The following is a 16,957-nucleotide window of genomic DNA, read 5'->3' as shown; positions in this document are numbered from 1 at the left end:
CTTCGATCCACCGTCGACGCGGTGAGAGCTCGTGCCGCAGAGGAGCATCCGCATGCCGGAAAAGGAACTGACCCTCGTCGACCGGTGCATTCTTGTCACGCTGATGGTGAAGGCGGCGCCACTGCCGCAGACCTACTTCAAGAACGTCGCCGGAATCAGCCTGAAGCCGGAGCACCGCAGCCGACTCAAGTCACTCGGTCTGATCGAGGTCACGGAGAAGCCGAGGATTGTTCTGGCCCTCACCGACGAGGGCTGGGATCGGGCTACTGAGGAGTTGGGGGCAGAGCCGCCAAAGCGCGCGGGTGCGGCGGGCGGCACGCTCTACGTCGCGCTCGACTTCCTGCGCCGGCTGATCGACCACTCCGGAACCCGCGCCGACGACCTGTTCCGGATGCAGATCAACCGGGACGAGGTAGTCGCACCGCCGGTGGCGTCGTCGGCGTCCCCGGCCGGGGACGCGGTCGCGCTGATCCGGCAGGCGTACCACGAGCTGGCCGCCAGACCCGGTGACTACGTCATGCTGGCCGATCTTCGCGACGCACTCTCGGAGTTGTCCCGCCCCGAGTTCGACGCCGCGCTCGTGACGCTCAACCAGGAGCGCGGCGTGTATCTGGTACCCGAATCCAACCAGAAGGCGCTGAAGTTGCGGGAGCGGGCGGCGGCGGCGACCATCGGCAACCAGGACAAGCATCTGCTCGCCATCTCGTCATGATCGGGGACGAGCAACGCCGCGCCCTGGCGGCGCTGAGGTTCAACTGGGCTCCGACCCCGGACGACGTCTGGAAGCCCACACCGTTCCACGTGGAGGGCCTGCACCACGACGTCGTCACGACGGTGCTGGACAGCTTCGCGGAGGCGCAGGCCAGCAGCGACTCCAGCCCGGTGGGTGTCGCCCTAGTCGGCCAGCGTGGCATCGGCAAGACGCACCTCATCGGCACGGTTCGCCAGCAGGTGCAGCAACGCGGCGGGTTCTTCTTCCTGGTCGAGCTGCTCGAGGCCCGGACGTTCTGGCAACGCACCGCGATCTCGATGCTGGAGGGTCTGGTCCGGCCGATGCCGGACGAGACGACCCAGCTACGGACGTTCCTCCGCCGGCTGGCCGACGAGGTGGGGGCGCCCCGGACGGTGCGGCGCGCGGTCGCCGGCGAGACCGAGCTCAGCCGTCCGGCGCTCGACGCGTTCGCCGACCTGATCCGCAAGAAGGACCGGCAGATCGGCACGGAGTGCCAGGACACCGCGCGGGCCCTGGTGCTCTACGCGGCCGAGCAGTCCGCAGTGCAGGACATCGGCTACGACTTCCTGTGCTCGATGGACGAAGAGGAGCCCGGCCAACGGGCCGGGTGGGGGCTGCGGCGCACTCGGCGTGCGTCCCAGGAGGTGGTCCGGGACATCTCCCGGCTGCTCGCCGTCGTCGGCCCGACGGTGATCGCGGTGGACCAGATCGACCTGATGATCGCCCAGTCCGTGAAGGCGACCAACCAGGACGCCCGGGGCGAGGCGGACTGGCAGACGTCGCTCCTGCTCGAACAGGTCGCCAGCGGCCTGATGGCGCTGCGCGAGACCACGCGCCGGACCCTGTCCGTCGTCTCGTGCTTGCCGCACACCTGGTACAGCATCCGGCATCAAGCGACGGACACTGTCCAGGACCGGTTCCGGGAGGCTGCCCCGCTCAAGGAGATCCCGTCCGTCGAGGTCGGCCGCGAGCTGGTCGAGAAGCGGTTCGCGGTGCTCTTCGACGGCCTCGGGTTCACGCCGCCCCACCCCACCTGGCCGGTCCACCCGGACGCGTTCCAGGAAGTCGTCGGCTTCACCCCGCGTGAGCTGCTGCGACGGATCGACACACACGTCCGGGCCTGCCTGGCCGACGGCGAGGCGCGGGAACTGCGGCACCTGCTGCACGCGAGCGGCGATCGCGTGGCCGACGGGCCCGTCCACGCCCCGGTCACCGGGCCGCCGCCGGAGAACCGGGCGAACGGATTCGGCAAGATCGACGCCCGGTACGCGGAGCTGGTCGCCGCCGCCGACACCGCCTCCGCCCTGTCCCCGCAGTCGGAGGATGCCCGCGTCCCACGCCTGCTCGAAGCCGGCCTGACCGCGTGGATCGCCGCGCAGGGCGCGGCCGTCGAGGCGTTCAGCCTCGATCCGATTCCCGCCGGGACCAAGCCGGCGCTGCACGCGCGGCTACGGCACAGCCTGAGTGAGGACAGCGAGGACGAGGAGCACTGGTCGTTCCGGGCGATTTCCGCACCGCATCACATCGCGGTGCTCAACCGGATCCGCAACGCGATCACGACCGCCGGACTCACCGAGGGGGTCGCCAAACGACGGCTCTTCCTGTTGCGCAGCGCGGACTGGTCGACCGGCGCCCGTACCCGAGAGGTGCTGGACGCGTTCGAGCGGGCCGGTGGTCGCAGGCTTCGCCTGGACGCACCGGATGTCGCCCGGCTGGCCGCACTCGAACAACTCATCCAGGACTACGGCCGGGAGACGCTGCGGCCCTGGTTCGCCGATCGGCGGCCGGCCTCCGACATCACCTGTCTGCGGGAGGCGCTGGGCGACTGGCCGGGCGCGCCGGAAGCCGTCCGGACCGAGGAGCGGCCAACGGAGGCGCCGGACCAACCCCCGGTCGGGACGCCACCGCCGGTCACCGCTGCGCCGCGCTCCGCCGGTCCCGTCCCTGCACCGCAGACCGTCGGGTCCGTCCCTCCGCCGCGCTCGGCCGGTTCCGGCCCGGTTCCACCGATGATCGCTCCCCTGCCGCCGGTGGCGGGCATCGACCCGGAGCGGATGGAGATCGGCACGGTCACCGGGCGGCCGGACCCGGTCGGCATCGACCTCGAAGCGCTGCGCCGGCACACAGTCATCTTCGCCGGCTCCGGTTCCGGCAAGACCGTCCTGATCCGCCGCCTGATCGAGGAGTGCGCCCTGCGCGGCGTGTCGGCCATCGTGCTCGACCCCAACAACGACCTGGCCCGGCTCGGCGAGGCCTGGCCCGAGCCGCCGCCGGGCTGGGGCACCGACGACGCCCGCCGCGCGGCGGAATATCTGGCCGGCACCGACGTGGTCGTCTGGACGCCGGGACGGCAGGCCGGTCGGCCGTTGAGCTTCCAGCCGTTGCCGGCCTTCGCCGACGTGCTCGACGACCCGGACGGGTTCACCTCGGCCGTCAACGCCGCCGTCGCCACGCTCGCCCCGCACGCCCGGGTGGACGGCGGAACCGACAAGGCCCGGCTCGGCCGCGCCGTGCTGCGCGAGGCGCTGATCGGCTACGCCCGCAGCGGCGCAAGCGACCTGCGTGAGTTCACCGACGTCCTCAACGACCTCCCGGACGGGGTGAGTCAGCTCGACAGCGCGCCCAAGCTGGCCGCCGGCATGGCACAACTGCTCAAGGCCGCCCTGATCAACGACCCGCTCCTGGGTGGCGTCGGAACGCCTGTCGACCCGGGCGAACTGCTCACCCCGCCACCCGGTCGCCGCGCCCGGGTCTCGGTGATCAATCTCGCCGGGCTGTCCGAGGAGAATCAGCGGCAGAGCTTCGTCAACCAGTTGCAGCTCGCCCTGTTCACCTGGATCAAGCGCCATCCGGCCGGGGACCGGCCACTCGGTGGACTCTTCGTCATGGACGAGGCGCAGACACTGGCCCCGTCCGGTGCCGTGACCGCCTGCACCCAGAGCACGCTCGCGCTGACCTCGCAGGCCCGCAAGTACGGGCTCGGGCTGGTCTTCGCCACCCAGGCGCCGAAGGCGTTGCACAACCAGATCCCCGGCAACGCCGCCACGCAGTTCTTCGGCCTGCTCACCGTGCCGGTGCAGATCGAGGCGGCCCGGGACGTGGCCAGGGCGAAGGGCACCGACGTCCCGGACATCGGCAAGCTGCGTACCGGCCAGTTCTACGCCACAGTGGAGGGTGCCCGGTTCGTCAAGATGCAGGCGCCGATGTGCCTGACCCACCATCCGCGCAGCCCGCTGACCGCGGAGGAGATCGTCCGGCTCGCGACGCTCAGGTGATGTCGCGGCGCATCGGCACGACCACGGCGATCGCGGCGGCGGCGACCGCGTACCCGGTCAGCAGCAGGGCGCCCGCCGCCGGTGGCAGGAGTGCGACGGCGTCGCTGCCGAGCTGCGCGGACATCGCGTCGGCGACGTAGGTGAAGTCGGTGAGCGCGGCGGTGGCTCCGCCGGGCAGGAGCGGGTAGATCGCGTTGACGCCGGGGATCATCATCAGGACGGGCTCGGCCAGGTACAGGTAGCCGACGACCACGCACACGGCCGCGATCTGGTTGCGGAGCAGGGCGCCCACGCCGGTACCGACGAGCAGGTAGACCGCCATCGCGACGCCGATGCGGGCGAGCAGCGCCAGCACCGTGGGAGCGGGCAGGCCCAGCGACACGCCACGCACGGCGGCGACCGCGAACAGGGCCACCGCGGCGGAGCCGGCCAGCGCGATCCCGTAGCCGAGGCCGACGATCGCGTGGGTGGCGAGTTTGGCGGCGAGCACCCGCCCTCGGCGCGGCGCGAACAGGAACGTGACGGCGGCGGTGCCGTGCCGGTATTCGGACGTGGCCGCGAGGGCGCCGGCGGCGGCCGGAACGAAGGCGGTGAAGCCGAGGATGCCGAGGATCGACCGCAGGCCCTCCTCGGTGTGCAGTCCGGGCATCGGCGGGTCGAAGTTCTCCGGTCCGACGAGCGCCATCAGCCCGACCAGGCCGCCGCCGAGCGCGACGGCGGTGAGCAGCAGCCCGCCCCACATCCGGGTCGCCAGCACCCGGCGTAGTTCCGCTCTGAGCAGGTTCATCGGGCCTCCGCCGGGTCGGTGGTCAGGTCGAGGAAGAGCTGTTCGAGGCTTGTGGTCTCGGTGACCAGCTCGTGGATCCGCAGACGGTGGTCGGCGGCGAGGTCGGCGACGCGTGGCGCGTCCAGTCCGCGTACCCGCAGGCGGCCGGGCCCGGCGGCCTCGACGGACCCGGCGGCGGCCGTCAGCGCGGTGGCCAGGGCGTCCGCGTCCGGCGAGGTGACGAGCACCGTCGGCGGGCCGGTGAGCCGGGACCACGGCCCGGCGGCGACGAGTTCGCCGCGCCGGATCACCACCACGTCGTCCACCACCTGCTGGACCTCGTGCAGGACGTGGCTGGAGACCAGCACGGTGCGGCCCTCGTCGGCGAGCCGGCGCAGCAGGCCGCGCAGCCACGACATGCCTTCCGGGTCCAGGCCGTTCGACGGTTCGTCGAGCAGCAGGACGCGAGGATCGCCGAGCAGCGCCGTGGCGAGGCTGAGCCGTTGGCGCATGCCGGTGGAGAACCCCCGGGTACGACGGTCGGCGGCGTGCGCGAGGCCGAGCAGGTCCAGCAGCTCCGCGACGCGGCTGTCCGGGCAGCCGGCCATCGCGGCGTAGAGGCGCAGGTGGTCACGGGCGGTGTGGCCGGGGTGGAACGCGTTGCCGTCGAACACCGCGCCGACGGTCCGCGACGGCTGGGTCAGCCGGCCGTACGGCTGCCCGCCGATCGTGGCGGTGCCGCTGGTCGGCGTCACCAGTCCGGTCAGCATGCGCAGCGTGGTGGTCTTGCCGGCGCCGTTCGGGCCGAGGAAGCCGGTGACCGCGCCGGGCCGCACGGTGAAGGTCAGATCGTGTACGGCGGTGACGTCGCCGTAGCGTTTGGTCAGGCCCGACGCCTCGATCGCCAGGTGGTCGCCGGTCACGGCCGGCTCCTCGTCGCACGCCCGATCGTCTCGGCGAGGCCCGCCGCGGCCGGGTCGGAGACGACGACCTCGTCGAACTCTCCGCCGGCCGCCGCTCGGTCCAGCACCAGGTGCAGACCGGGCTGACCCCGCCGGGCCGCCACGAGCTGCCGGGGGCCGCCGAAGATGCCCCAGACGCCGATCTTGGCGAAGCCGGACACCGCGTACCCGCGCCGGGCGCCACGGGCCAGCCGGATCGGCTCGTCCACCGGTGCGGCGTGCCGCACGGCGGCCAGGCGTAGCGCGAACCGCTCCCGCCCGACCCACATCCGTTCCCATCCGGTGAACCGGATGTCGATCACATCGCCGTCGAGGATCACGGAGGCCATCAGTCGTCGCCCTTCGTCGTGTCGGAGTCGTGCGCTGATGTGTGCGTGTCGCCGGGGGCCGCCTGGCGGTCCGCGGGCATCAGGATGGTCGCCAGCAGCCGGGGGATCCGTCCGTCGCCGGGCCCTCTGGCGAGCAACGGGCCGACCAGCGCGTTGAGCCCGGCCGCGAACTCGTGCAGCTCGGCGTCGGTCAGGTGCAGTACGAGCTGCTGGTATCCGACGCCGTCGACGACGAAGTCGACGGAGTCCCGCGCCAGGTAGCGGGAGAACTCGGACAGCAGGCTCGACACGAACGCGGTGAAGTAGCGCGCGTGGTCCTCCGGCGTCGCCGCCGCCAGGGCCGCCGGGTCCAGCGCGGCGCCGTGCGCGGGCAGCGCGTACACCCGCTCGACGGCGCCGCGGACCTTGCGCTCCTCCACCACGTCGAGCATTCCGGTCTTCACGAGCGTCGCCAGGTGCCGGTAGAGCGTGGCCTGCGGGACGTCGGGCAGCAGCTCGACCAGGTCGTGAGTGGTAACCCGGGCACCGGCGGCCGCGCGCAGGATGCGGATCCGCACCGGGTGCAGTGCGGTCTCCGCCCACCGCTCCATCGACGTCGTCACACTCCAGACGTTATCACTATCGAGAACGATAATGGTAGGGCGTGCCCGAGAACCGCGCCGGAAGGCGGCGGTCAGGCGCGCGGGCGGGTGTGGTGGGCCAGCACTCGCGACAGGAGCCGGGTCAGGTCCGCGCGCTCGTCCGGCGACAGCGGCGCGAGCAGGTCGTCCTGGACGGCGGCGAGCCGCTTCTCCAGCCGCCGCAACTGCCGCCGCCCGGCCGCGGTGATGGTGACGACGTTGCGCCGCCGGTCGGCCGGGTCCGGGCTGCGGGTGACGAACTCCCGCTCGGCGAGTTCGTTGAGCGCCGCCACCACGTCACTGACGTGGATGCCGCTGCGCCGGCCGAGCGCCGCCTGACTGGCCGGCCCGAACTCGTCGAGCGTGGCGAGCAGCCGGAAGTGGTAACCCCGCGCGTCGACAGCGGCGAGGCCGTCGGCGACCAGCCGGCCGGCGCGTACGGCGGTCTGGGTGATCAGCCAGCTCGGCAGGCCGGCCAGGCGGGTCGGTACGAGGTCCGGCTCCGGGTTCTCCACGTGTCCAGCCTAGCCGTAAAACGTTGGCGTCCCCAACGATCTGCGTTATCGTTGGTCGCGCCAACGTTAGTGGCACCAACGATCGGAGCTACCGTGATCGAGCCGTTCCGCGTCCACGTCCCCCAGGCCGACCTCGACGACCTGGCCGACCGCCTGGCCCGCACCCGCTGGCCCGACGAACTGCCCGGCGCCGGGTGGGACTACGGCATCCCGCTGGCCCGGGTACGGGAGCTGGCCGAGCACTGGCGCACCGCGTACGACTGGCGGGAGGCCGAGGCCGAGCTGAACCGGTATCCGCAGTTCACCACCACCATCGACGGGCAGAACATCCACTTCCTGCACGTACGCTCCGCCGACCCGGACGCGCTGCCGCTGATCCTCACCCACGGCTGGCCCGGCTCGGTCGTGGAGTTCCTCGACGTGCTCGGCCCGCTGTCCGAACAGTTCCACCTGGTCGTACCGTCGATCCCGGGGTTCGGTTTCTCCGGCCCGACCCGCGAACGCGGCTGGGACGTCGACCGCGTCGCCCGCGCCTGGGCCGAGCTGATGCGGCGGCTCGGCTACCGACGGTACGGCGCACAGGGCGGCGACTGGGGTTCGGTCATCTCCACCCGGCTCGGCGGCATCGACCCGGAGCACGTCGTCGGCGTACACCTCAACTACCTGCCCACGCCCCCGCCACCCGGCTGGACCGGGGAGGCCGGACTGTCCGACGGCGACCGGGACCGGCTCGCCCGGATCATGCGGCTCAAGACGCAGCGGCACCCCCACCAGGTGCTCTACGCCAGCCGGCCGCAGACCGTGTCGTACGCGCTCAACGACTCACCCGTCGGGCAGCTTGCGTGGATCGCCGAGAAGTTCACCGAGTGGACCGACCCCCGATCCAGCATCAGCGTGGACCGCGTCCTCACCGACGTCTCGGTCTACTGGTTCACCGGCACGGCCGCCTCGTCCGCGCGGCTGGTGCGGGAGAGCGCGTTCGGTGGCCCGCCCGCGCCCTGCCCGCCCCCGCTCGGCGTCGCCGTGTTCGCGCACGACATCACCCGGGCCGTACGGCCGATCGCCGAGCTGACGTACACGATCCGGCAGTGGAGCGAGTTCGACCGGGGTGGTCACTTCGCCGCCCTGGAGGTGCCGGAGCTGTTCGCCGACGACGTCCGGTCGTTCTTCCGGAACCTGCGATGACGCCTGGGACGAGTCGCGGAAGTCCCCTGTCCCACCCTCACCGTCGTGGATCTGCACCTGGTGGTGTGCCGTGCCCTGTGCGCCGTCACCTGTGTCCTGTGCTGGGCATGCGTTGTGTGCCGGGGAGTCGAACCCCTGCGCCTGCCCTCGGCGCGCCAGGAGTGAGCCGGATTGCCCGCCGGCTCTCGGGGGCGTGCACGCCTCCACGTCGGCTACCTGCTCCGCGACTCGTCAGTCCAGCAGGTCGACCTCCCAGTTCGTCCGCTGGATAGTGGTGTCCACCTCGCGGATCTGCCGGGCCAGGTCGTCGGCCTGCCGGCGCAGCTCCGCCACCGGCAGCGCCGGGATCATCGTCAGCTCCGACCGTAGCTGGCGGTAGCCGCGCTGGCCTTCGCCGGCGGCGGCGTCCGCCGCGGCCGTGACCACGCCGTGCCGCAGACGCAGTACGTCGCGACGCGCCAGCGCGTCGGTCAGGGTGCCGCCGTCCACCGTCGTGACGGCGTTGGTCCGGTTGATCCGTCGGATCAGCGTCTCCAGCTCACCCAGCACCTCACCCGCCTCGGCGAGCAGTGCCGAGGCGTCCTCGGCGGGCGTCTCGCCCTCCTGGTAGCGGGCGCTCGCGGTGATGCGGGATCGCAGCCGTTCGACGCGTCGCGCCGCATCCGCCCGCAGCGCAAGGGCCTCCGCAATCTTCATGGTCAGCAGTATGGCGAGAGTGGATCACGGGTGTCGTTCCGTTTTCCGCCGGCGGCCCGGCCCGGGGGGGGTACCGGGCCGGGCCACCGCTTCGGCGCTCAGCCCATGGCCGCCGCGAACATGCCCGGCTCGTACGAGCCGCCGCGCTGGTGCACGAGCACCGCGAACCGGTTCGCCGCGTTGATCAGCCCGAGCAGGCAGACCAGCGCGGCGACCTGGTCGTCGTCGTAGTGCTTGCGCACCTGCTCCCACGTCTCGTCGGACACGCCCTGGTGGGCGTCGGCGAGCCGGGTGCCCTCCTCGGCGAACGCCAGCGCCGCACACTCGGCCTCGGTGAACACTGTCGACTCACGCCAGGCGGCGACCAGGTTCAGCCGGACTGCGCTCTCGCCCCCGGCCACCGCCTCCTTGGTGTGCATGTCGATGCACCAGCCGCAGCCGTTGATCTGGCTGGCCCGCAGCGACACCAGCTCCTGCACGGTGCGGGGCAGCGACGACTGGTGGATCATCAGGCCCGCACCGGCGAAGCGCTTCATGAACATCGCCGAGATCGGGTTCTCGAACAGGTTGAATCGGGTCTGCATGGTTGCGCCCTCTCTGCTGGGGTGGAGGTGGGACGAACACGAGATGCCGGGGACACGTCCGGCGTGACGGCGACGCCGGGTGAGGACCGCCACAGCGACCGGATGTCACACGGCGGCGGTGGCCGGCGTCTGGTGGAGAACGCAGCCGAGCAGCGAAGGAGCCAGCCATGGCGGACCCGGCCACCGAGGACTTCCTCGCGCACCGGAACCTGCTCTTCACCGTCGCGTACGAGATGCTCGGCTCCGCCGCCGACGCGGAGGACGTGGTGCAGGAGACCTGGCTGCGCTGGGCCGGCGTCGACCTCGACGAGATCCGGGACCGGCGCGCCTACCTGGTCCGGATCACCACCCGGCAGGCGCTGTCCCGGCTGCGCACGCTGGGCCGCCGCAAGGAGTCGTACGTCGGCTCGTGGCTGCCCGAGCCGCTGCTCACCGCGCCCGACGTGGCCGACGACGTGGCGCTCGCGGAGAGCGTGTCGATGGCGATGCTGCTGGTGCTGGAGACGCTGACGCCGACCGAGCGGGCCGTGTTCGTGCTGCGGGAGGTGTTCGACGTCGGCTACGACGAGATCGCCGAGACGGTCGAGCGGAGTCCCGTCGCCGTGCGGCAGATCGCGCACCGGGCGCGGGCCCACGTGGCGGCGCGCCGCCCCCGGCGTACCGTCCCGGCGGCCGAGGCCCGCGACGCCCTGGACGCGTTCCGGCGGGCGGTCGAGACCGGCGACCTGGACGGGCTGCTCCGCGTCCTGTCGGCGGACGCGGTGCTCGTCGGCGACGGCGGCGGGATCAAGCAGGCAATCGCCCGGCCGGTCACCGGCGGAGACAAGGTGGCCCGGCTGCTCGCGGGCGGCTGGCGCCGGGTCGCCGCCGTGGCGTCGATCGAGCCGGCGCAGGTCAACGGCTACCCGGCGCTGCTGGTACGCCTCGACGGCGAGCTGGACACCGTCGTCGCGGTACGCCTCGACGACGGCCTGATCAGCGGGCTCTACGCGGTGCGCAACCCGGAGAAGCTGTCCCACATGACCCGGGAGACCACGCTGCGCCGGTGAGCACGCGATCGTGCGACGATCGCCGGATGAGCAGCCCCGACTCCCCCGACGTGAGCGCCCTCGCCATCAACGTGACGGTGCCGGAGGAGTTGCGCTGGACCGACACCCGGCGCGGCGAGGAGTTCACGCTGACCACGCTCAACATCCGGCTGCTGCCGGACGGGCGCCTCGCCGCGAAGGCGTACGGCCGGCCCACGGCGGGCGGACGCGGCGCGTACGTGTCGTTCCGGGTGCCCGACCGGCCGGAGCTGGCCGCGCTCGTGGCGGCGGCGGCCGACCGGGCCGCCGCGCTGTGGGCCGCGCACGGCGGCCTGGACTGACGACGACGGGTCAGCGGCGGACGCCCACCCCGCCGTACCCGTGCGACACCGCGGCCTGCGGTTCCCCGTCGGGCCGCCAGTCCGCCACCCTGACCAGGCCCGGTTCGACCAGCTCGTACCCGTCGAGGAAACGGGCCACCTCGTCGCGGCTGCGCGGCACCAGCGGGGAGCTGCTGCGGCGGTAGATGGCCGTGCCCTGCTCGGTGGGCAGCGTCGGCAGGCCGTCCAGGGTGAGGTGGGACAGCGCGAGCACACTGCCCGGCACGGTGGCGTCGCGCAGCTTCGCCACCGCCGCGTACGGGTCGTCGGCGTCCGGCACGAAGTGCAGCACCGCGAGCAGCAGCACCGCGACCGGCTCGCTCAGGTCGATGGCGGCCCGCAGCGTCGGGTCGGCCAGCAGCTCGCCGGGACGCCGCAGGTCGCCCTGGAGCACGACGGTGCGGCCGTCGGTGGGCAGCAACCGCCGGGCGTACGCGACCGCGACCTCGTCGTGGTCGACGTAGACCACCCGGGCGTCGGGGCGGACCGCGCGGACCACCTCGTGCACGTTGCCCTGGGTCGGCAGACCGGCGCCGATGTCGAGGAACTGGCGTACGCCCTGCTCGGCCGCCCAGCGCACGACCCGGCGCAGGAACGCGCGGTTGCTCTGCGCGGCGACGCCGGTGTCCGGGAAGATCTTCAGGATCTCCTCGGCGGCGGCCCGGTCGGCGGCGAAGTTGTGGCAGCCGCCGAGGTAGTAGTCGTACATGCGGGCGACATTGGGTCGGTTCTCAGCCTCCGTCACCCCTCGATGTCTAGCACTCTGGGCGACACACCGCTGACCCGTCGTGTCGACGATCCGGCCGATCCCGGTCTCCACCTGGTACGACGGTGGGACACACCGGCGCGAGGAGGTACCGATGACAGGTGGACGGGAGACAGTGGAGGTCGAGCCGGTGGTGTTCCGCGCCGTCTACGACTCGCCCGCGTCACTGCCCGGGCGGCACCGGTGGACCACCCCGGAGGCGGACGTGCGACGGCTGGAGAAGCTGCTGAACATGCCGGCGCGCAGCATCGGCGCGCCGCTGTGGGTCAGCGGCGACGAGCCGGACTGCCCGAAGTGCGGGCGGCGGGTCACCTGGTACGACATCGTCGCGTCCGCGCTGCACGGCGTGCACGACCACACGATGATCGCGCGGGTGATCCTCGGCGAACGCAAGTACGTGAACACCGAGGTGCCGGACGCGATCCCCGGTGTCCACTGTGCCGACTGCCGCACCCCGATCACCGGGCTGCGCAGCTTCAAGTGCCACAACTGGGCGTACGCGTTCGAGGCGCTGGAGGAGGTCGTCGCCCGGATGTCCGGCCCGCCGGTTCAGTCGTCGCCGCCGGCTGTCTCCTGAGCGCGCCGTTCCGGACGGCGGCCGGGTGGGGCCTGCGGCTCGGGGCCGGGATCGGGCACCGGCGGCATCGGCCGGGTGACCGGCTCGTCGCCGGTGACCCGGAGCTGTTCGCCGTGGTGCCACAGCTCCACCGCGTCGCCCGGCCCGGCGTCCGGCAGCTCGTAGCGGGCCTCCCGCGGCGTGAGCGTGACCCGTAGCCGGTGCCCGTGCCGGCGCAGGTGGAACACGAGCCGGGTGATCGGCCGGGGCAGGCGCGGCTCGAACGCGAGCTCGCCCCGGTCGTCGCGCAGCCCGCCGAAGCCCTGCGCCACCACCAGCCAGGCGCCGGCCAGGGACGCCAGGTGCAGCCCGTCGGCGGTCTTGTCGCCGAGGTCCGCGAGGTCCTGGAGCGCCGTCTCGGCGAACAGGTCGTACGCCAGGTCGAGGTGCCCGACCTCGGCGGCGAGGATCGCCTGCGCGGACGCCGACAGCGACGAGTCCCGGACGGTCCGCGCCTCGTAGTAGGCGACGTTGCGCGTCTTCTCCTCGGCGGTGAACTCCCCCGGGCAGCGCAGCATGGCCAGCACCAGGTCGGCCTGCTTGACCACCTGCTTGCGGTACAGCTCCTGGTAGGGGAAGTGCAGCAGCAGCGGGTAGTCGTCCTCGCCGGTGCCGGCGAAGTCCCACTCCGGCTGCGCGGTGAAACCGGCCGACTGCTCGTGCACGCCGCGCTTGCCGTCGTACGGGACGAACATCGCGTCGGCGGCGGCCCGCCAGCCGGCCACCTCGGCGGCGTCGACGCCGAGCCGCGCGGCCACCTCCGGGCAGTCCTGCGCGGCGTCGGCGGCGCCGCGCAGGTTGCGCCGGGCCATCAGGTTGGTGAAGACGTTGTCGTCGACCAGCGCGGAGTACTCGTCCGGGCCGGTGACGCCGGTCAGGTGGAACGCGCCGCCGTCGTCGAAGTGGCCGTATCCGTGCCAGAGCCGGGCGGTCTCGATCAGCACTTCCGCGCCGCACTCGGCGAGGAACGCGGTGTCACCGGTGGTCGCCACGTACCGGAGCACCGCGTCGGCGATGTCGGCGTTGACGTGCAGGCCGGCGCTGCCGGCCGGCCAGTAGCCGGAGCACTCCCGGCCGCTGAGCGTCCGCCACGGGTAGGTGGCGCCGGTCAGGCGCAGCTCGGCCGCCCGCTCGCGGGCCTCGGGCAGGTGGGCGTGCCGCCAGCGAAGCGCCGAGCGGGCCAGCTCCGGCGCCAGGTACGTCAGCACAGGCAGCACGTAGCCCTCGGTGTCCCAGAGCACGTGCCCGTCGTAGCCGTTGCCGGTCAGTCCCTTGGCCGGGATGGTCCGGTCGCCGTCTGCGCGGCCGGACTGGAGTAGGTGGAACACCGAGAACCGGACCGCGAGTTGCAGTTCCGGGTCGCCGTCCAGTTCGACGTCGGCGGTGGCCCACGCGCCGTCCAGGGCGGCGCGCTGCTCGGCGAGCAGCGCGTCGAACCCGTCGTCCCGGGCCGTGTCCGCCTCCGCGACGACCAGGTCGGCCAGCTCACCGGCCGGGGTGCCGTCGACGTCGGCGCACTCGTACGCGGCGAACCGGGTGACCCGGATCCGGTCGCCGGGGCGTACCGGACCGGACAGCGCCAGCCGGAACCGGTCGGCGGTCAGTTCGGTGTCGGTGGCGACCTCGTCGGGTGCCTCGACCCGGTGCGCGACGGCGACGGCGACCCGCTGGCCGCTGCGCCCGGTGCGGTGCACGAGCACACCGTCGAGGCCGTCGTCGCGGCGGATCTCGCCGGTGAGCGGGTCGTGGATCACCGAGGCGGCCCGGGGGTCGTCGGCGCGTTCCGGCACCCGCTGGTTGGCGAGCAGGTCGGCGCCGATCCGCAGCCGGACCGGCTCGTCCAGCGGCTCCACCGTCCAGTCGACGGCGGCGACCGGACGGCGGGTCAGCGAGACCAGGCGGGTGCTGCGGATGCGGACGCCCCGGCCGCCGGGCGAGACCCACTCGGTCTCCCGGCGGACCACCCCGGCACGCAGGTCCAGTTCCTGGTGGTGTCGCCGGATCGTGCCGGTCCGCAGGTCCAGCGGCTCGTCGTCGACCCAGAGCCGGATCAGGGCGGCGTTCGGCGCGCTGATCACGGTGTCGCTGCGTTCCGGGAACGCGTACCCGCTCTCCGGGTAGGTCAGGTCGTGCTGCTCGTGGAACCCGTTGAGGTAGCTGCCCGGCATCCCGCAGGGCTCGCCCTCGTCGAGCGTCCCGCGCCAGCCCACCCAGCCGTTGGCGAGCGCGAAGACGGACTCGGTCTCGCCCAGCCGGTCCAGGTCCGCGCTCGTGCGCCGGATCCGCCAACCGTCGTCGCCGTGCGGCACGTGCCCTCCCGAGTCCGAAGCCTGGACCGCCACCGAACCAGACCCGGCTGGGAGGTGGCTGGGACTCCGATACCCGTGGCGACGCCCACCCGCACCTGCGGGTGGCGGATCACACGGTGACGAGCACCAGCGCGGCGGCGGTGCCGAGCACCAGGAACGGCCCGAACGGCAGATGCCCGGACCAGCGGACCCGCCGGGCGGCGAGCAGCACCACCCCGGCCAGCCCGGCGAGGACGAGCGCGAGCACCAGCCCGGCCACCAGCACCGGCCATCCGTACCAGCCGAGCAGCGCGCCCGCCCCCAGCGCCAGCTTGGCGTCGCCGAGGCCGAAGCCACGTCGCCCGAGCAGCAGCGTGGTGGCGGCGAACCCGCCGCCGAGCACCAGCCCGGCCAGGACCGCGCGGATCCACGGGTCCGCGCCCGGACCGGTCAGTGCGGCCACCCCGAGCAGCACCCAGGCGCCGGCCGCCGCCGGCCAGGTGAGCCGGTCGGGCAGCCGGTGCGCCATCGCGTCCACGATCGTCATCGGCACCGCCCAGACCAGCCACCAGGCCAGTGCCAGGCGCGCGGCGGGCGCGCCGCCGACGAGCACCGGCACCGCCACCGCGAGCAGCAGTGCCACCTCCACCACTGCGGGCGCCGCGCCGACCCGGGCCCGGCAGGCCGGGCAGCGGGCGGCGGGGCCGAGCGCCGGCAGCGGCCGGTCCAGCCCGATCGGGGCGCCGCAGCCGCCGCACCCCGTCCGGTCCGGAGACCCCGGGGGTACGGCGTAGCGCGCCACCGCCAGCCGGAGCAGGGGTACGACCGTCAGGGCGGCGATCAGCCGGGCGCTCGGACGGCGGGCATCGGTCACCCGTCCGGTGCGCCGTACCCGTTCAGCCGTCATGCCGGCTCCCCCGTCCGGTGGCCGTGCGTTCCATCGTGGAGCACGCAGAGTGATTTCCCGCTCGCGCGGATGTGACGGCTGAGGCGTATCGGGGCGTCTGATGCGACGCGGCGGCGGCCGGGGCGGGTCGTGGCGTGACCCTCGGCGAACCGGCGGGACGGATCGGACGAGCGGCATGCTCCCCACCCATACCGGCGGCGCCCCGACGGCTCGTCACCGCCGTCTCGGCGCGTACGGGTGAGCACACGCCCGCCGGCCCGGAGCCCCGCGGAAGCCCGCTCGTCATCGTGACGACACACACCGGCCACCACCTCCCGTCTTCACTCACCGTGTTCACGTGAATTACCTCTGTTGCATCGGCGGACGTGAGCCTATGCTCGCCCCTTGGGTACGACGCAACCCCCGATCAATTGGCGTCGGAGGCACCAGAGCACAGAATCCACAGCGATCAGTACAGGTCAATACAAGTGGCGGCGACGGGGGCCCGGAGTGACAGTTCCGGGCGCGCTTCCGCATGCCCGGAGCGGGTCGGCGTGATCGCCCCGGGCCGGCACCGAGGAGGGATCGGCGTTGCGCACACGGCAATCCCGCCGATGGGAAATCTTCCTGCTCAGCGTCGTGCTGGTGGTCGGCTCGGGCGGCTGCGGCACCGAGCCGGAGGCGGCCACCCGTCCGCTGACCGGCCGCGCCGCCGCACCCGCCGCCCATTCCAGCGCCGAGGAGGACGCCGCCGGAAAAGCGGCCCTGGCCGCCTATTCCGGCTATCTCGACGCGTCCCGGGCAGCCAGTGCGCGCAGCGATCCGTCCCATCCCGCTCTGACCCGATTTCTGGCTGATCCGCTGCTGACTCGGGTGCGAATGGCGATTCTCGACGCGAAGGAGCACGGCGCGATGCGTACCGGGAAACTGCTCTCCGACCCCGAGGTCGTGTCGGTCGACCTGACCGCCCGCCCACCCACGGTCGAGATCCAGGACTGCCTGGACGCGAGCGGCTACCGGCTCGTCTACGCCAAGAACCGCAAGGCCGTGCCCGGCACCCGCGGCGGGCGCTACCTGGCCACCGCCACAGCGGTCCGTTTCCCGGACGGCCGGTGGCTGGTCAACGGCGGCACCGCGCACCAGGACCAGCCGTGCTGACCTGGGGAGGAAGGGGTGTCCCGGCCCGCCCGACCCGGGCCGGGACGCCCCGCCGGCTGCTGCTCGCCGCCGGCCTGGCCGCGCTGCTGACGCTCACCGGCGCACCCGCACGCGCCGCCGACCCGGGCGGGTCCTGCCCGCCGGAACAGACCGACTGCGACGTCTGGGAC

17 protein-coding genes are annotated in these 16,957 nt (G+C 73.1%); 7 read left to right on the top strand and 10 right to left on the bottom strand.

The features are described from left to right. Window positions 1–52: 52 nt before the first annotated feature. Window positions 53–712, top strand: a complete 660-nt coding sequence (locus tag EAD96_RS27475) for a hypothetical protein (protein ID WP_121686287.1) — start codon at window positions 53–55, stop codon at window positions 710–712. Further along, on the top strand, window positions 709–4,008 hold the full coding sequence (locus EAD96_RS27470; RefSeq protein WP_121686286.1) for a DUF87 domain-containing protein: 3,300 nt from the start codon (window positions 709–711) through the stop codon (window positions 4,006–4,008). Before EAD96_RS27475 ends, EAD96_RS27470 begins: the two co-directional genes overlap by 4 nt. Here the strand turns inward: EAD96_RS27470 and EAD96_RS27465 are convergent. The 5 genes from EAD96_RS27465 to EAD96_RS27445 all read right to left on the bottom strand — a co-directional run bounded on the left by EAD96_RS27465 (window position 4,001) and on the right by EAD96_RS27445 (window position 7,200). Further along, complete coding sequence (locus EAD96_RS27465) at window positions 4,001–4,795, bottom strand: ABC transporter permease (RefSeq protein WP_121686285.1); 795 nt, start codon at window positions 4,793–4,795, stop codon at window positions 4,001–4,003. The two genes, EAD96_RS27470 and EAD96_RS27465, sit on opposite strands and share 8 nt — an antisense overlap. Next, entirely contained in the window at window positions 4,792–5,697 is a 906-nt protein-coding gene (locus EAD96_RS27460; RefSeq protein WP_121686284.1) for an ABC transporter ATP-binding protein, read from the bottom strand. The genes EAD96_RS27465 and EAD96_RS27460 overlap by 4 nt, the downstream gene beginning before the upstream one ends. Further along, window positions 5,694–6,065 carry a hypothetical protein gene (locus EAD96_RS27455; protein WP_121686283.1) on the bottom strand — a complete coding sequence of 124 codons (372 nt, stop codon included), beginning with the start codon at window positions 6,063–6,065 and terminating at the stop codon, window positions 5,694–5,696. Before EAD96_RS27455 ends, EAD96_RS27460 begins: the two co-directional genes overlap by 4 nt. Then, complete coding sequence (locus tag EAD96_RS27450) at window positions 6,065–6,667, bottom strand: helix-turn-helix domain-containing protein (protein WP_233586188.1); 603 nt, start codon at window positions 6,665–6,667, stop codon at window positions 6,065–6,067. Before EAD96_RS27450 ends, EAD96_RS27455 begins: the two co-directional genes overlap by 1 nt. 71 nt (window positions 6,668–6,738) lie before the next feature. Beyond that, window positions 6,739–7,200 carry a MarR family winged helix-turn-helix transcriptional regulator gene (locus EAD96_RS27445; protein WP_121686281.1) on the bottom strand — a complete coding sequence of 154 codons (462 nt, stop codon included), beginning with the start codon at window positions 7,198–7,200 and terminating at the stop codon, window positions 6,739–6,741. Between the two features lie 93 nt (window positions 7,201–7,293). On the opposite strand from EAD96_RS27445, the gene EAD96_RS27440 reads away from it, so the two are divergent. Then, on the top strand, window positions 7,294–8,385 hold the full coding sequence (locus tag EAD96_RS27440) for an epoxide hydrolase family protein (protein ID WP_121686280.1): 1,092 nt from the start codon (window positions 7,294–7,296) through the stop codon (window positions 8,383–8,385). 231 nt (window positions 8,386–8,616) lie between these two features. Here the strand turns inward: EAD96_RS27440 and EAD96_RS27435 are convergent, their stop codons facing one another. Then, complete coding sequence (locus EAD96_RS27435) at window positions 8,617–9,081, bottom strand: DIP1984 family protein (protein ID WP_121686279.1); 465 nt, start codon at window positions 9,079–9,081, stop codon at window positions 8,617–8,619. A gap of 98 nt (window positions 9,082–9,179) precedes the next feature. Further along, entirely contained in the window at window positions 9,180–9,665 is a 486-nt protein-coding gene (locus EAD96_RS27430) for a carboxymuconolactone decarboxylase family protein (RefSeq protein WP_121686278.1), read from the bottom strand. A 167-nt stretch (window positions 9,666–9,832) separates the two neighbouring features. On the opposite strand from EAD96_RS27430, the gene EAD96_RS27425 reads away from it, so the two are divergent. Both EAD96_RS27425 and EAD96_RS27420 read left to right on the top strand, forming a co-directional pair. Further along, the gene (locus EAD96_RS27425; RefSeq protein ID WP_121686277.1) at window positions 9,833–10,714 is read left to right on the top strand and encodes an RNA polymerase sigma-70 factor; all 882 of its coding nucleotides are present in this window, start codon (window positions 9,833–9,835) and stop codon (window positions 10,712–10,714) included. A 26-nt stretch (window positions 10,715–10,740) separates the two neighbouring features. After that, window positions 10,741–11,034 (top strand): hypothetical protein, encoded by a 294-nt coding sequence (locus EAD96_RS27420; protein WP_121686276.1) that lies wholly within the window; start codon window positions 10,741–10,743, stop codon window positions 11,032–11,034. 10 nt (window positions 11,035–11,044) lie between these two features. On the opposite strand, the gene EAD96_RS27415 is transcribed toward EAD96_RS27420, so the two are convergent. After that, the gene (locus EAD96_RS27415) at window positions 11,045–11,818 is read right to left on the bottom strand and encodes an SAM-dependent methyltransferase (RefSeq protein WP_121686275.1); all 774 of its coding nucleotides are present in this window, start codon (window positions 11,816–11,818) and stop codon (window positions 11,045–11,047) included. Between the two features lie 115 nt (window positions 11,819–11,933). Between EAD96_RS27415 and EAD96_RS27410 the strand changes: the two genes are divergently transcribed. Further along, the gene (locus EAD96_RS27410) at window positions 11,934–12,416 is read left to right on the top strand and encodes a hypothetical protein (protein ID WP_121686293.1); all 483 of its coding nucleotides are present in this window, start codon (window positions 11,934–11,936) and stop codon (window positions 12,414–12,416) included. Here the strand turns inward: EAD96_RS27410 and EAD96_RS27405 are convergent. Continuing rightward, window positions 12,389–14,764: a glycoside hydrolase family 65 protein gene (locus EAD96_RS27405; protein WP_121686274.1), complete on the bottom strand. Its 2,376-nt coding sequence runs from the start codon at window positions 14,762–14,764 to the stop codon at window positions 12,389–12,391. The genes EAD96_RS27410 and EAD96_RS27405 overlap by 28 nt on opposite strands. Before the next feature lie 109 nt (window positions 14,765–14,873). After that, on the bottom strand, window positions 14,874–15,650 hold the full coding sequence (locus EAD96_RS27400; protein ID WP_121686273.1) for a prepilin peptidase: 777 nt from the start codon (window positions 15,648–15,650) through the stop codon (window positions 14,874–14,876). A 570-nt stretch (window positions 15,651–16,220) separates the two neighbouring features. Between EAD96_RS27400 and EAD96_RS27395 the strand changes: the two genes are divergently transcribed. After that, entirely contained in the window at window positions 16,221–16,787 is a 567-nt protein-coding gene (locus EAD96_RS27395; protein ID WP_121686272.1) for a hypothetical protein, read from the top strand. The last annotated feature ends 170 nt before the right edge of the window (window positions 16,788–16,957 follow it).

Origin of the sequence: Micromonospora sp. BL1, from assembly GCF_003667485.1 — a bacterium.
Lineage (GTDB): Bacteria > Actinomycetota > Actinomycetes > Mycobacteriales > Micromonosporaceae > Micromonospora > Micromonospora tulbaghiae.
This window is presented reverse-complemented; position numbering and strand designations above follow the sequence as displayed.

Bases quoted from the DNA above. Each gene is read 5' to 3' on its own strand.
- EAD96_RS27475 (WP_121686287.1), top strand. From the start codon at position 53: ATGCCGGAAAAGGAACTGACCCTCGTCGACCGGTGCATTCTTGTCACG.
- EAD96_RS27470 (WP_121686286.1), top strand. From the start codon at position 709: ATGATCGGGGACGAGCAACGCCGCGCCCTGGCGGCGCTGAGGTTCAAC.
- EAD96_RS27465 (WP_121686285.1), bottom strand. From the start codon at position 4,795: ATGAACCTGCTCAGAGCGGAACTACGCCGGGTGCTGGCGACCCGGATG.
- EAD96_RS27455 (WP_121686283.1), bottom strand. From the start codon at position 6,065: ATGGCCTCCGTGATCCTCGACGGCGATGTGATCGACATCCGGTTCACC.
- EAD96_RS27435 (WP_121686279.1), bottom strand. From the start codon at position 9,081: ATGAAGATTGCGGAGGCCCTTGCGCTGCGGGCGGATGCGGCGCGACGC.
- EAD96_RS27430 (WP_121686278.1), bottom strand. From the start codon at position 9,665: ATGCAGACCCGATTCAACCTGTTCGAGAACCCGATCTCGGCGATGTTC.
- EAD96_RS27425 (WP_121686277.1), top strand. From the start codon at position 9,833: ATGGCGGACCCGGCCACCGAGGACTTCCTCGCGCACCGGAACCTGCTC.
- EAD96_RS27420 (WP_121686276.1), top strand. From the start codon at position 10,741: ATGAGCAGCCCCGACTCCCCCGACGTGAGCGCCCTCGCCATCAACGTG.
- EAD96_RS27410 (WP_121686293.1), top strand. From the start codon at position 11,934: ATGACAGGTGGACGGGAGACAGTGGAGGTCGAGCCGGTGGTGTTCCGC.
- EAD96_RS27400 (WP_121686273.1), bottom strand. From the start codon at position 15,650: ATGACGGCTGAACGGGTACGGCGCACCGGACGGGTGACCGATGCCCGC.